Here is a 14211-nt window from a genome sequence, read left to right on the forward strand (position 1 = left end):
CGTATGTGCCGTCCCTGTCCCATTGGGATTTTGCTTGCGGGCGGCGACGGTGAGTTCTGCTGATGTTTTCATGAGCGCTCAGAATGAGCTCACTGGGGACTCCCGGATGAGCTCATTGTAAGGAGCTGGGGTCGCGGCATAGGCCCATGGCATCAACGCATCGATGTCCTTGTCGAGATGGCCGTTGGCGAGCCTGGTGAAGAGATCACGCAGATAGGCATAGGGTTCGACGCCGTTCATCTTGCAGGTGCCGATCAGGCTGGCGAAGCGTGCCCACGACCGGCCGCCCTCATCGTGGCCGGCAAAAAGCGCGTTGCGGCGGTTCATGGCCGGGCTGCGGATGGCGTTTTCGACCAGGTTGGAATCCATGTCGACATGGCCATCCTCGAGAAAGAGCCGGAAGCCGTTCTGGCGCCGCAGCATGTATGCGAGCGCCATGCCAAGGTCGGATTTGCGCGAGATGCGTGCGGCCTGGGCGGCCAGCCAGGCAAAAAACTGATCCACCAGAGGGCAGGACAATTCCTGGCGAACCGCCCGGCGATGAACGGGGTCCGCCCCGCGAATGACATCCTCGACCTTGTAGAGCGCTGCGATGCGCACCAGCGCCTCGTCGACGATGGGCGAGCCTTTCTTTGGCTTGGCCTTGATCAGCTTGCGCCGTCCATGGGCCCAGCAAAAAGCCAACCGCAAGGGATCGCCGCCCGTGCGCTTTGGTGTGGCCAGGTGGGTATAGGCGCCATAAGCGTCGACCTGGATCGTGCCATTGAAGCCGGTCAGGATCTCATCGGCATAGTCGCCCTTCCGGCCGGGGCGATAGTGGAACACCACCCCCGGCGGTGCGGGGCCGTTCCAGCCCCGGTCATCGCGCAGCACCGCCCAGAGATAGCCGGTCTTCGTCTTGCCTTGCCCGGGGTCCAGCACGGGGGCGGTGGTTTCGTCGACATAGAGCCGGGTGCTGCCCTGTTTCAGCAGCACCGCCATGCGGTCCACGACCGGGGCGATCAACGCACCGGTCCGACCCATCCAGTCGGCGAGGACTGATCGGTCGATCGGCACACCGTGCCGCGCCATGACCACGGCTTGGCGGTTGAGGGGCATGTGCTCGGAATGCTTGGACACCGCGATCTGCGCCAGGAGCGCCTCGGTGGGCCAGCTGCTCTCCAGCAGATGAGCTGCAGCTCTCGCCTGAACCACGCCCGTGCGCCCCTTGGGGCAGGCGTATTTCGGGCGGACGGAGACGATCACCTGATAGCGCGCCGGGATGTAATCCAGCCGCTCGGTCCGATCCTCCCCGATCCGGACCATGTCGCCACAGCCGCAAGGGCAGACAATGCTGTCTGGCTCGATGACACGCTCGACGCGTGGTAAATGCTGCGGCAAGGAGCGCGCCTTGCGCTTCTTGTCCGGCACCTTCTTCTCGGGATCGGTCTCGCTGGCCACGATCCTCGCCTCGACCGCGACAATCTGTTCCTGGGTTTCGGCGATGGCGGCTTCCAGATCCTCCAGCGCCAGCTCGAGCTGCGCAGGGTCCAGCTTTTCCGATTTCGGCCCGAACTTCGCATGTCGGTATTGTCCGACCTGGCCTTCCAGCTTTTCGATCAGGGCCTTCAGTTCGGTGATGAAGGCGTCCTTCTCGGCCCCCACCGCCTGTTCATGCTGACGCGCCGCACGCTCCACCGACAGCTCGAACTGCGCGGCCTCGAACGCCTTCACAACCTCCGGCGGAAGGTCTGGAAACAGGCTGAGATCGAAGGGCTGCGACATGCGGATTCATAGCCTCTCCAAACAGGAAAGGCCAATAAAACAATGCTAAAACAGCCGAGTAAATCATCCCGCTGCAATGGGTGGAGCAACCCGCTGCGCAAAGATCCGGCGCCAGTCCAGACCTTCGAACAATGCCTCGTGCTGGGCTCGCGACAGCCGCATTGTCCCGTCCTGAACCTTCGGCCAGGAAAAGCTGCCCTGCTCCAAAACCTTGTAAACCATCACCAGGCCTGTTCCGTCCCAAACCAAAATCTTCAGCCTGTCGCCGCGTTTAGAACGGAACACGATTGTCACCCCGGAATGTGGATCAAGCTTCAGCTCGGTCTGCACGATCAGCGCCAGCGCCCGATGGCCGCAGCGGAAATCCACCGGACGCGTCGCGATCAGGATCGGCTGGCGTTGTCCCGCGACGATCATGCCGAACCTCGCAGGGCGCGCACCAACGCCGCTGCCCGCTCTACCGGAACATCGCCCGGCACCCGCAGCACCAGATCGTTGCGGATCTCGATCGTGATGACACCACATGTCCGATCAGCATCTCTTGGTGGACCGACATTCTCAGGCTCCACTGAAACAGGCACAAAGGCCGGCAGAGCATGAGAGGCCACCCCGGCCATGGCATCCGCCGGCAAAACCAGGTCCCCCTGGCGCGCCTGACGCCGCCAATCCGAAAGCTGATGCGCGTCCAAACCGTGCCGCCGAGCGATATCCACTACCCGAACACCGGGCTGAAAGCTCTCGGCCACAATCCGCGCTTTCGCCTCGTCCGGCCAGCGCCGATATCCACGCGTCCGCCGCACAACCTCGATGCAGCCATCAAACCCGTTCCCGCCATCCGCCATCGTCGTCTCCTTCTGAATCCTCAGAACGAAACTCGCCGCTACGTCAGCGCACCAGAACCGTGGAAATCAATGGGACGGGAACGGCGCATACGGTGTAGCAGTCCGAAGGGAGGCCGCTCAGAATATGATCTCGACCTTTCTGATCGCGCCGAACTCACTGCTCGCCACGTCCTGCAAGCGCTTTTGATGATGCGTGACAATGTACTTTGCCACAAAAGAAGACGGCGCCCGAAGGCGGAGCACTGTCTGCTCAAAATCCTCGAAAACCAAAGCGGAAAACCAGCTTTTATAGAAATCTGGGTCCATATCAGCCAGGCGCACGCATGTACGCCCCCATGCCGTTTTCTGCGGATCATCCGTCGCCATCATAGGACGAAAGTTAACCCGGACGACTGTCGGTCCGACTGCATCCGGGCATTGCCTGTTAGTATCCATCCTGGCAGCAAAATCCGGTCCAACCTCTTCCCAATGGGATTCACTTCTTCGATAGATCTCGCGCTGGTTCAGCCGATAGGCGGCTACCCGGCCCCGTACGCCCGGCCGAAGTTGAATAAGAATCTCGTTGTCTAACAGCCGCTTGATCTCTCGCTTGACGGTTCGTTCGTCCACCGACCACATCCTTGCAAGGTCACGCTGTCCAACCGTCAGCTCGTCCAGCTTCCAGTTGTAGCGGGCCGTGACCAAGGCCACTAGGCGAAGCATGGAGGTTTGAAAGACGGCTTTTCCGTGGAGGCCGGCAATGGCCATGGCTGTCAGAAGGTCATATTTTTGAACCGAGGCGTGCGGCCCGGTGGATCTTGTCGCCTTCATTGCCGCCCCCTGGCATCTCTCTCGGCATCTTCGACCGATTCTGCTCATGCTATGAGAGTGATTAAAATCCTGCAATCTGTCAACGAGTAACTAAAAGCGCGATTATCTCTGACGTTCACTCAGATTGATGAAAATCTGGTTATATAGGTTATAGGTGACAGCTAGGGTGTCACCCTATTGCCGTTCTGGTGTCACCGAAACGGTCCCATGCTGATCAAATATGTCCCCGTATCCGTCCGAAATCGCGTTCTTAGATGGATCTTCCTATTAATGGCAAAACGCAGAACGCCGGATTTGCTTTTCTGGCGTTTCGCGTTATTCAGAATGGGAAGCCATAAAACGCGAGCCGAGACATGCGGGACCATACTCATCTTCAAGGAATGAACGAACGCAGCCTTGCACAGCAGGCAGCAGTCAGGAAGGCAACGTTCTCACCTTCCGAAAAAAAGACCCTACGGCCCTTCTCAATCTGGGAAATCAGTCAGTTCATGTTTGACATCCCGGCGGACACGCTTCGCAAAAAGCTGGCGGATGATCCCTCCTTGCCGCAGGGGATCGTGGAAGAGGACGGACGTCAGCGCTGGTTCACCCTGAATGAGATCAATGAGCTGCGCCGCAGGCTGCGCTTTCGTGGGAAGACCTTGATGCCAAAGCGCCCGCCCGGACGCGCGATGCGGATTGCGGTCTCCAACTTCAAGGGCGGCGTGGGCAAGACGGTGGTCGCCCATCATCTGGCAAATGGCGCCGCACTGGACGGCTATCGCGTGTTGGTAATCGACTTTGACCCCCAGGCCACGCTGACCCATTCGATGGGTCTGGTCGAGGTCAAGGAATGGAATACTGTTTGGGGGATCATGTGCCGTGACCTGTGCCGCGAGGCCGACCGCATTGTAGCCGCATATGACGATCCGGCCGACTGCCCCTACCCTTCCTCTGACGAACTGCCCGAAGATGTCCAATCCATCGGTGCACAACGCGCACAGGACTTTATTCAGAAAACCGCTTGGTCGACGATCGATGTAATTCCCAGCTGCGCGAATGCTGCCTTTGTCGAATTTGCAAGTGCGCAGTATCGGGCACTTCATAAAGCCTGGAGCTTTTTTGGCTGCATTTCCAGATATCTCGATGAACTTCCCGACGACCAGTATGACATCATCATTTTTGACTGCCCTCCAGCCATCGGCTATCAATCCCTCAACGCTGCATTCGCTGCCGACATCCTCTACGTGCCTTCGGGTCCGGGGTACTGGGAGTACGACTCGACCACCAGCTATCTGGGCCAGTTAGGCGACGCGATGGAGGATATTTCTTCTGGCTTCGCGACGCTGGCCCAGGATGCCGGGATCAGTCTGCCCAAGAAATTCGATGACGTCAGGCTGCTAATGACCCGTTTTGAGGCCTCGAACCCCCTACATATCGCGATGATGGGTGCCTTTCGGAACGTCTTTGGCGATGATGTTTGCAAGAATGCCATCGAGATGACGCGGGCTGTCGAGCAGTCCGGGCGTTTCCAGCAATCGGTCTATGAGCAGGACTATCGACAGATGACACGTGAGACATGGAAGCGCGCCAGACAGAGCTTTGATACCGCCTATATTGAGTTCCGAGAGACCGTGCTTCGCGCATGGGATGGCAAAAACAGCAATGGGGGTATGGGTGCATGAGCGGGAAGGGAAAGTTCGGTTTTGAGCCCTTGGAGCCAGCCAGCGTCAAGCCGCGCAAGCGCGAAGTTGGACCGATGGGTGCGGCGGTTCGCGAAGCCGCGGGAAGCCTTGCCGAGAGCACGGAGACTTTGATCGAGCAGCGCCGTCAGAATGCGTCAGATGCTAAGGCCTTCAGGACAGCGCAGGGTGAAGGCCGGGTGCTCGAGATAATTCGCGTCGACGATATTAGGACGGACGACCTTCCACGCGACCGTATCGATCTTGCGGCGACCGCGGGTTCTGACGAGATGGAGGAACTTAAAGCGTCCATTCGTGCCCGGGGGCAGAGAGAGCCGATCGAGGTCTTCAGAACCAATGCAGGGTTTCAGTTGAAGAAGGGCTGGCGCCGTTTGACGGCTTTAAAACAGCTGTGGCACGAGACCGGCGATACGCGCTTCGCGGTTGTGACGGCGCGGGTTTCGGCAGGTCCAGCGGATCGGATCGACCTTTACATCGACATGGTCGAGGAAAACGTCATCCGTGAGGACCTGAGCTTCGCCGAGATGGCGCAGGTGGCCATCACTGCGGCGTCTGATGCTGGCATGGAAGGGCAGGGGGCCGATGTTCTTGTGGGTCGGATCTTTGCATCGCTTCACAAGATGAAGCGGTCTTACATCCGAAGCTTTGTTTTCTTGCTGCAGGAACTTGGCGATGTGTTGCCTTATCCCAAAGCGATATCGCGCAATTTGGGGGTCGAGGTTGCTAGGAGGATCCAGGCCTTCCCCGAAGTCTCAGTGTCCCTTCGAAATGCTCTAGCATCGGTTAGGTCGGCGGAAGAGCAAACCGAGGTGCTGTCACGGCCACCGGCCGCTTTGGCAGGTCAGGGCACTCCGGGGCGCGGGGGAGATCAGAAGAAGGCGGTGAAATATGAATTTCACGTCGGTGAGGCAAAGGTAACAGCGCGGAAGGGTGAATGCAGAATTCTTTCTGGCACCGACTTTTCTTCGATCGATAGGAAGCGCCTTCAGAGCGCAATTGAAGCATTTCACAAGGTGTTGGATGAGAAGTAACCCGCGGGTTACGCGTCGATCTGAATGTGCGTAACCCATTGGACACAGTTGTCGTGCAAGTGCCAAGGCAGTGGCTTATCGGCGGATCATCTGCGCCAACCAGAATTATTAAATTCTATTACGGCATCGGCACTAGCATATTAGCAGCCGCCTGTACAAACCACCCAGCACTGCTTGGGCGTAGATTGGGAAGCGGAGATCCTTCTGGGTCAAGGCTGAAATGCATAATCTATGCCCAACCAAGCCCAGCAGCCTAACTCTTCGCACGCATACAGTTGCAGCGGTGCCCGAGCGGGGTACTGAGCCTAAGATAGCAAAATATAGCCTGCGAGCCTACGAGCCCGCTGTAGCAGGGCAGGTCACCCATTCCGCTGACTTTCCGCTTCACGCATCGGCGCTCTCTAAGTCTGCGCACGTATCTACTATATCTTCATTTGAAATCGCGCCAGCACAGGACACGTGTGGTCACCGTCCAAGGCTTGTTCCTCAAGAACCACGGCACAGCCTGCGGCCTTCGAAGCCTGGGCCTGAGGCAGGAGGGTCTGATCATCCGTAGAGACGCGGGCATAGCCAATCAGCGGCATGTAAGGCCACCTCCAATATTTGAGGACACCATTAAATGACCGTTTATAAACAGATGCAAAACCAATATCTGTTGCAGCTGTACGGGTACCCAGATCCTTTGCGTTCAGCAGGGGACGGAGTTTGGCGCCTTGGTGCGCACTCTGGGCCGTATTCCAAGGCCCTCGGGATCTCATCTGCCTGAGGGGCAGGATGACGATGATTTTGACCTATTTCCAAAAGTACTAGGCAACTGAAGAATAATACAGTTATGCTAAACTATCGGCATTATAATCATTGGTTATTAGATGGATGTCGGATCGCTTCTTCTGAGTGCCGAGACCCACGCAGCGAGGGTTGAGGGCATCCTCCTGGCCGACCCCGCCCTGGCCGGACTGTGGCGGATGGAGACGAGCCTTCTGGAGGCTGCCGCCTCGGTCGGGCTCGAAGGTGAACGGATCTCGACACAGGGGATGGTGCTTCGTCTGACCAGCGGCACCGCGATGGAAGAGGATGCCAGGGCGGTCGAGATGGCCCTTAGGGTTCTGACTGTCATCCGCCGGCCCGGAGACCCGTTTGGCGCGCCGGTCCCGGCACTGCGCCGGATCGAAGCGGCCGCCGCCCCCATCGGGCAGACACGCGACGAGGGCGATCGTCTCGAGGATGCGGAGTTGCCCCTGGTCATGGAGGCCGGTCGCACCTGGTCCCATGTTCCGATCCTGGCGGGATGGCGTGCGGCGGCCAGCTATGCCTTCCGATCCCGGCGCAGTAGCCCCGTGGCCGAGCGGCTCGTTTTCATAGCCGTGGAGGGTGCCGCGCGTCACCTGCAGGGACTGTCTTCCGATCAGAGGGCTGGCCGCGATGAGCTGGACGAGAGGGCAGGGGGCCTGCTGATGCCAGCTGCTGCCGGGTGGATCGTGCCGCCATCCGTGTCGCTGACCCGCAATGCGTTCCGGATCTGGTCTCCGATGACCGGGCTGGCGACGTTTCTGGAGGCAGCCACGCGGAGCCTCTCTCATGACCTCGGCCATCTGGGGACTCTGCGCCATGAGCTGGCACGTCTCACGACCATGACGTCTTCTGCGCATGGGCGGTCGCGCCTTGCCGATCTGATTACCTATTTGAGAGCGCAGCCGGTCGTCAGCTCGGCAATGGTCATGGATCAACTGGGGGTGACGCGCCGGACGGCCCTGTCCCTGATCGGCGAACTCGTCGATGCCGGCTGCCTCAGCAACCTCACCGCCCGCAGCACGTCCCGGTTCTGGGCGCTGCCCTCCCTAGCCGCGCGGATGGGACATGGGGGAAGGGCAGGGGCCGCTCGTAGCGGTATTTTCGCCGGCAGCGAAAGGTCGAGCGAACGCTTGACGCCAATCGGTGACTTGGAACGAATGAAGGAAGGACGAGACGAGGGCCAACTGGACCGGATCATGGCGGAGCTCGATGCCGCGATGTCGGGCCTTGATGATGTCGTGCGCCGGGCAGGGGGTCGGCAGCGGAAAGAAGAGTAGATCCTGCAGCGGTCAATTCTTTGCATGTCTGGAAACGCACGCTGTCCGGAAGATGCATCCTTAAGGCGGCAGCAAGAACGTCGGGTACAATGGTAGCCGCAGAGGTTCGTGACTTTGCAGCGAAACAGCCGCCCACGGCGCGACAGGATGATCGCGGTGGCAGCTGTGCCCTGTGGCCGATCTGAGGTATGGCTCGTCTGGTGAATGATAACCGCTTCCGTTACCGGACCTATGATGAGCCTCACAACGACCCAGACCCTCGAACGTACACGTCGGCTCATTGATGACCTGCGCGCAATGCCGGCCGAAACATCATGGGTCGAATTCAAGGAAAACAACGCGGACGGGCCCCTGGTCGGCAAGCTGATCGCCGCGCTATCAAATGCGGCGCGGCTTGCGGACCAGCACTTCGCTTATTTGGTCTGGGGCATACGCGACGGAGATCATGACGCCGTCGGTACGAGCTTCCAGCCTGGCGGCGTTGTTGCAGAACTGAGGCCTGAGGCGTGATTTCCCCTTACCCCGCTCACATTATGCCACGCGAACGATTTCGGCGGTGCCGAGGGCTGAGAAGCGGTTCATGAGAGCAACGCGGATGTGGATCTCGGCGGTCTGGCGGTCGGGGTCTCGTGCGGCGATGCGTTCGCCGAATGCCTTGAGACATCGCATCTTGGCCTCGACACGGCTTCGGGCGTGGTATCCGGTCCAGTGTTTCCAGAATGCCCTGCCGTAGTGCTTCGTGGCGCGAAGCGTCTCGTTCCGAGCCTTCGCTGCCGGGCAGTCTTCCTTCCAGGCGCGTCCGTTCTTCCGGATCGGGATGATTGGGATGGCCCCACGTTGGGTGATGGCCGTGTGGCAGCGGCGGGTGTCGTAGGCACCATCAGCTGTCACCGTTCCGATCTGCTCGTCCTCGGGGATCTGGCCAAGCAACTCGGGTAGGATTGGACTGTCACCGTCGCTGCTGGGGGTGAACTCTAAAGCCCGAATGTCGGAAGTCGCCGTATCCATGACGAGATGGACCTTGCGCCACTGACGTCGGCCTTGGACGCCGTGCTTGCGGGCTTGCCATTCGCCATCTCCGAGGAACTTGATGCCCGTGCTATCCACAAGCAGATTGAGCGGGCCATCGATACGGCGATATGGGATCTGAACAGCCAAGGTCCTCTGTCTACGACACAGAGTGCTGAAGTCGGGCACGGGCCAGTCCAGCCCCGCCAATCGGAGCAGGCTGGCCACCATCCCCGCGGTCTGTCGCAAGGGCAGCTTGAACAGAACCTTGACCGAAAGACAGAACTGGATGGCAGCATCGGAGAAGACGGAAGGGCGGCCGGGGCGGCCTTCACGCGGCGCCAGCCAAGCCATGTCTTGATCGACCCAGATCAGCATCGAGCCACGCCTACGCAGCGCCGCATTATAGCTGGACCAGTTCGTCGTGCGGTAGCGGGCGGGGGGAGGCTTGCTCATGCAACCCATCTAACCGCATGGATTCACTTTGTGAATCGTCCGAAGTCAGAGTTCTGCAACAATGCCCGTTTGATGTGCCGTCTGTGAAGCGGTTTCGTCTCAAGTCTTGCTGTGGGCGCCATGGACAGAATTGCAGCGCCTAGGTGCAGATCCCAGCTGCAGATGCTAGATCAACACGTGATAGTCGAGTTCTCCGTATGCTTCTGCACCAGGACAGGCGATCTGGCAACGGACACTGATGACGACGATGAGCGACATCGCACGAAACATGTCTGACACGGATTGCGGATCTGCTGAGGGAACAGCCAGGTTGAGCCCCGCGTTTCGCTGCATAATTCCTGCAACAATCATTCGAACCTCAAGGACCTTGACCATGGCGAAGACCAAGAAGGCTGCAGAAGACAAGGCGAGCAAGTCCAAATCCTCGAAGACGGCAAAAGCTAGCGATGGAAAGACCAAAGAGGCAACTTCCAAGACGCGTGCGAAACGTGCCGAGGCAATTGCCGCGAAGGCTTCATCTGCCAAGACATCCGGCCCAGCCAAACCGGCGAAAGGTCTGGCTGACCTCTTCGAGCATGCTCTGGCAGACATCTACTATGCCGAAAAGAAGATCTACAAATCTCTCCCCAAGATGATCAAGGCGGCCAAGCATCCGAAGTTGATCGAGGTCCTCACCGAGCATCGCGAGGAAACGGCAACCCAGATCGAAGCCTTGGAAGCGATCTTTGCGCTCCTTGAGAAACGGGCCAGGGCAGAAAGATGCGATGCGATCGATGGCATTCTCGAAGAAAGCGAAAGCCTGCTCGAAGACTTTGGTGGCACCGCAGCAGGTGATGCCGCCATCATCTTCAGCTGTCAGGCAGTCGAGCATTACGAGATCACCCGCTACGGCTCGATGAGCGCATTTGCCGACGCGCTTGGCATGGATGAAGCAAAGGGACATCTCGATACTATTCTGGCCCAGGAGAGTGCCGCCGACGGCACGCTGTCGAAGATCGCCGAAGAGACGATCAACGAGGCTGCCGCCGAATATGATAAGGACATGTCCGAAAAGGCATGATCCGTCCATAGCGTCGGAAACGAAGGACCCCAATGTGGGGTCCTTCTGCTGCGCTCCAACGGTCGACGCACGGGTGACAGCTAAAACGGCTTTGGTGTCGTCGAATTGAGCCTATCACTTCTGCGGGTACTTACCCGGCAAGGCATTGCTCGCCTACGATCCTGATGGTGCTGCCTCAAGAGGAGCATCACGGCGACATGTGATGGTCTGAATGGGCCTCGATGGCGCTTCAGAGCAACTCGTGATTCAGCATGAGATGGTCAACGATTATCGGCGTTGCCATTGTCACCGATCAAATCGTGCAGATCCATGTCCTGAGGCAAAGACGATCGGGCCGCATTCGGTGTCACATGAACGTCATATTTCCTCGTTATTACCGTCATGATCCTGTTGTACCGCTTACCGGCACGCTCACTCCACAGGAGAAGACCCATGAGATATTCCGGCTTTGCCGCCACCGCGCTGTCCGTAATCGCCCTGACTGCATCCGGCGCTGCAGCGCAGTCGCGTGACCAGGTCCAGGTGGCCGGTTCGTCGACCGTGCTGCCCTACGCCACGATCGTCGCCGAGCTGTTCGGAGAGAATTTCGATTTCGGAAGCCCGGTCATCGAATCGGGCGGATCGTCCACCGGTCTGCGCCGCTTCTGTGAGGGCGTGGGCGAGAACACCATCGACATCGCCAATTCCAGCCGCCAGATCCGCGACAGCGAGATCGAGGAATGCGCCGCCAACGGCGTGACCGACATCATGGAGGTGCGCATCGGCTATGACGGGATCGTCTTCGCCAGCGCGCAGTCGGGCAACAGTTTTGCCTTCACCCCCGCCGACTGGTTCAACGCGCTGTCGGCCAAGGTCGTGCGCGACGGCGCGATCGTTGACAACACCGCCGCCAACTGGAACGAGGTGAACCCCGAGCTGCCCGACCAGGAGATCCTGGCCTTCGTCCCGGGCACCCGTCACGGCACGCGCGAAGTCTTCGACGAGAAGGTGATCGCGCAGGGCTGCGAGGACAGCGGCGCGCTGGAGGTGTTCACCGCCGAGCTGGGCGAGGAGGAGGCCGAGGCCGCCTGCATGACGCTGCGCACCGACGGCCGGTCGGTCGACATCGACGGCGACTATACCGAGACGCTGGCCCGCATCGGGTCGTCGCCGAACGGCATCGGCGTCTTCGGCCTGTCCTTCTACGAGAACAACACGGACACGCTGCAGGTCGCGACCATGTCAGGCGTCACCCCCTCGACCGAGACGATCGCCTCGGGCGAGTACCCGGTGTCGCGGCCGCTGTTCATCTATGTGAAGAAGGCGCATATCGGCGTCATCCCGGGCGTCAAGGAATTCGCCGAATTCTTCGTCTCGGACGCGATCGCGGGACCGGACGGGCCGCTGGCCGCCTATGGCCTGGTCTCGGACCCCGAGCTGGCATCGGTCCAGCAGGCCGTGGCCGACGAGACCACCATGCAGTGATCGCCACCTGCACCGGCGCATGGAAATGCGCCGGTGCAACCTTGGGCTTCGCTTTCCAAGACATCTGTCATTTTTTCCGTCGCCATTCCTGAGGTTTCCCGATGCCTATGTCCTGGGCTCTATTGGCCGCAATCCTGCTGGCGACGGCCGGATTTTATATCGGACGCAGTCGCGCCCTGTCGGCCAGTGGCAGCGATGTCCGAACCCTCCACAGCCGCCCGACATATCATGGCTACAACGTGGCACTTTCCGTCATGCTTCCCACGTTGGTCGTTCTGGTTCTGGCGTCCGGACTACGCATGTCCGGGGTAATCCCTGCAGGATCCAACGCTGTCGCCGGTCTGCTTGCGCTTGGCGCGTCCGTTGCGGGCCTGGGCTGGGGCATGACGCGGATTGATAGCGGGTTTCGCGCGCGCAATTCGGTCGAGCGGATGGTGCTGGGCCTGATGATCTTCTGTTCGATGATCGCCATCGCCACCACCGCCGGCATCGTCCTGTCGCTGATCTTCGAGACGATCAGCTTCTTCCGCCAGTACAGTGTGACGGAGTTCTTCTTCGGCACGACATGGTCGCCGCGCTTCGAGGGCAATTCGCGCCTCGGCATGCTGCCGCTGCTGTGGGGGACGCTGTAYATCAGCTTCATCGCGCTGCTGGTGGCGGTGCCCATCGGCCTGTTGGCGGCGATCTATCTGTCGGAATATGCCAGCCCCCGCCTGCGCAGCATCGCCAAGCCCGCGGTCGAGGTGCTGGCCGGCATCCCGACCATCGTCTATGGCCTGTTCGCGCTGGTGACGGTCGGGCCGATGCTGCGCGACTGGATCGCGCAGCCCCTGGGCCTGGGCAATTCCGGGTCGTCGGTGATGACCGCGGGGCTGGTCATGGGGATCATGCTGATCCCCTTCGTCAGCTCTCTGTCCGACGACATCATCAACGCGGTSCCCCAGAGCCTGCGCGACGGCGCCCTGGGCCTGGGCTCGACGCCCTCCGAGACGGTGCGCAGCGTCGTGCTGCCCGCCGCCCTGCCGGGCATCGTGGGCGCCATCCTGCTGGCCGCCAGCCGCGCCATCGGCGAGACGATGATCGTGGTCCTGGGCGCGGGCGCCGCCGCCACGATCAGCGCCAACCCGTTCGAGGCGATGACCACCATCACGGTCAAGATCGTCAGCCAGCTGACSGGCGACAACGACTTCTCSTCGCCCGAGACGCTGGTGGCCTTTGCCCTGGGACTGACGCTGTTCGTCATCACCCTGGGCCTGAACGTCATCGCGCTTATCATCGTGCGCAAGTATCGCGAGCAGTACGAATGACCGATCATCCCCGCGCCACTGGCGCCAAGTCGCTCTATGTCCAGGACGCGCGCACCCGGCGCCGCAACGCCGCCGAGAAACGGTTCCGCGCCTACGGGCTGACGGCCATCGTCATCGCCTGCACGATGCTGGCAGTGCTGGTCTTCACGATTGTGCGCAATGGCACAGGAGCCTTTTATCAGACCTATCTATCTCTCCCTGTGGCGCTGGACGCGCAGGTGCTGGACCCCAAGGGCAACCGCGACCCGGCCGAGATGGCCGGCGTGCTGACCCTGTCCTATGGCCAGGTGCTGGACCGCGCGCTGGATACCGAGATCGAAGCGCTCGGATTGGAGATCGAGGGTTTGGGCTCCGGAGATGCAAATCAGCTGATCTCGCGCGATGCCTCGGCGCAGCTGCGCAATCGGGTGCTGGCCGATCCCGATCTGGTCGGGCAGACGGTGGACGTGAACGTCCTGGTTAACGGCCGCATCGACGGCTATTTCAAGGGTCGCGTCACCGCCGAGACGGCAGAACGGGATTCCAATGTCTCCCCCCAGCAATTGTTGCTGGCCCAATCCTTGGCCGACAATGGCACCTTGGTCACGCGGTTCAACTGGAGCTTCATGACCCTGCCTGACGCCTCTGATCAGCGCCCGGAATCGGCCGGCGTGGGCGTGGCGATCCTGGGTTCGCTCTACATGATGCTGGTGGTGCTGGTGCTGGCGGTGCCCATCGG

General features: G+C 60.3%; 14 protein-coding genes and 1 pseudogene. 8 read left to right on the plus strand and 7 right to left on the minus strand.

The features are described from left to right. Positions 1–78: 78 nt before the first annotated feature. From SY26_RS05470 to SY26_RS05485, 4 genes are all read right to left on the minus strand, one after another. The gene (locus SY26_RS05470; RefSeq protein ID WP_045999249.1) at positions 79–1764 is read right to left on the minus strand and encodes an IS66 family transposase; all 1686 of its coding nucleotides are present in this window, start codon (positions 1762–1764) and stop codon (positions 79–81) included. Positions 1765–1827: 63 nt separating this feature from the next. Next, on the minus strand, positions 1828–2181 hold the full coding sequence (gene tnpB, locus SY26_RS05475) for an IS66 family insertion sequence element accessory protein TnpB (protein ID WP_045999250.1): 354 nt from the start codon (positions 2179–2181) through the stop codon (positions 1828–1830). After that, positions 2178–2606, minus strand: coding sequence for a transposase (locus SY26_RS05480; RefSeq protein ID WP_045999251.1), 429 nt, complete (start codon positions 2604–2606; stop codon positions 2178–2180). Before SY26_RS05480 ends, tnpB begins: the two co-directional genes overlap by 4 nt. Before the next feature lie 117 nt (positions 2607–2723). Beyond that, the gene (locus SY26_RS05485) at positions 2724–3416 is read right to left on the minus strand and encodes a DnaA N-terminal domain-containing protein (RefSeq protein WP_045999710.1); all 693 of its coding nucleotides are present in this window, start codon (positions 3414–3416) and stop codon (positions 2724–2726) included. Positions 3417–3769: 353 nt separating this feature from the next. Between SY26_RS05485 and SY26_RS05490 the strand changes: the two genes are divergently transcribed. Together SY26_RS05490 and SY26_RS05495 are read left to right on the plus strand one after the other, a co-directional pair. Beyond that, positions 3770–5080, plus strand: a complete 1311-nt coding sequence (locus SY26_RS05490) for an AAA family ATPase (RefSeq protein WP_157020419.1) — start codon at positions 3770–3772, stop codon at positions 5078–5080. After that, positions 5077–6129 carry a ParB N-terminal domain-containing protein gene (locus SY26_RS05495; protein ID WP_045999712.1) on the plus strand — a complete coding sequence of 351 codons (1053 nt, stop codon included), beginning with the start codon at positions 5077–5079 and terminating at the stop codon, positions 6127–6129. The genes SY26_RS05490 and SY26_RS05495 overlap by 4 nt, the downstream gene beginning before the upstream one ends. 425 nt (positions 6130–6554) lie before the next feature. Here SY26_RS05495 and SY26_RS21800 read toward each other — a convergent pair. Beyond that, positions 6555–6713: pseudogene (locus tag SY26_RS21800) on the minus strand (recombinase family protein); the annotation flags it as partial. Positions 6714–6998: 285 nt separating this feature from the next. Between SY26_RS21800 and SY26_RS05500 the strand changes: the two are divergent. Further along, complete coding sequence (locus SY26_RS05500) at positions 6999–8198, plus strand: helix-turn-helix domain-containing protein (RefSeq protein WP_045999713.1); 1200 nt, start codon at positions 6999–7001, stop codon at positions 8196–8198. Positions 8199–8432: 234 nt separating this feature from the next. Next, complete coding sequence (locus SY26_RS05505; protein ID WP_232303273.1) at positions 8433–8708, plus strand: ATP-binding protein; 276 nt, start codon at positions 8433–8435, stop codon at positions 8706–8708. A gap of 21 nt (positions 8709–8729) precedes the next feature. Here SY26_RS05505 and SY26_RS05510 read toward each other — a convergent pair whose 3' ends face one another. Beyond that, positions 8730–9662 carry an IS5 family transposase gene (locus SY26_RS05510; protein ID WP_045983542.1) on the minus strand — a complete coding sequence of 311 codons (933 nt, stop codon included), beginning with the start codon at positions 9660–9662 and terminating at the stop codon, positions 8730–8732. 165 nt (positions 9663–9827) lie between these two features. Next, the gene (locus SY26_RS20975) at positions 9828–10037 is read right to left on the minus strand and encodes a hypothetical protein (protein WP_157020420.1); all 210 of its coding nucleotides are present in this window, start codon (positions 10035–10037) and stop codon (positions 9828–9830) included. Between SY26_RS20975 and SY26_RS05515 the strand changes: the two genes are divergently transcribed. The 4 genes from SY26_RS05515 to SY26_RS05530 all read left to right on the plus strand — a co-directional run. Beyond that, complete coding sequence (locus SY26_RS05515; RefSeq protein WP_084693709.1) at positions 10036–10722, plus strand: ferritin-like domain-containing protein; 687 nt, start codon at positions 10036–10038, stop codon at positions 10720–10722. The two genes, SY26_RS20975 and SY26_RS05515, sit on opposite strands and share 2 nt — an antisense overlap. Positions 10723–11154: 432 nt before the next feature. Next, a complete protein-coding gene (locus SY26_RS05520; RefSeq protein WP_045999715.1) occupies positions 11155–12186 on the plus strand; it encodes a substrate-binding domain-containing protein in 1032 nt (343 codons plus the stop codon). Positions 12187–12287: 101 nt separating this feature from the next. After that, positions 12288–13493 carry a phosphate ABC transporter permease subunit PstC gene (gene pstC / locus SY26_RS05525; RefSeq protein WP_045999716.1) on the plus strand — a complete coding sequence of 402 codons (1206 nt, stop codon included), beginning with the start codon at positions 12288–12290 and terminating at the stop codon, positions 13491–13493. Further along, a partial coding sequence (locus tag SY26_RS05530; RefSeq protein ID WP_046000252.1) for a DUF3333 domain-containing protein occupies positions 13490–14211 on the plus strand: 722 nt, incomplete at its 3' end. The genes pstC and SY26_RS05530, both read left to right, overlap by 4 nt.

The sequence above is a fragment of the Paracoccus sp. 228 genome (assembly GCF_000967825.1).
Taxonomy (GTDB): Bacteria; Pseudomonadota; Alphaproteobacteria; order Rhodobacterales; family Rhodobacteraceae; genus Paracoccus; species Paracoccus marcusii.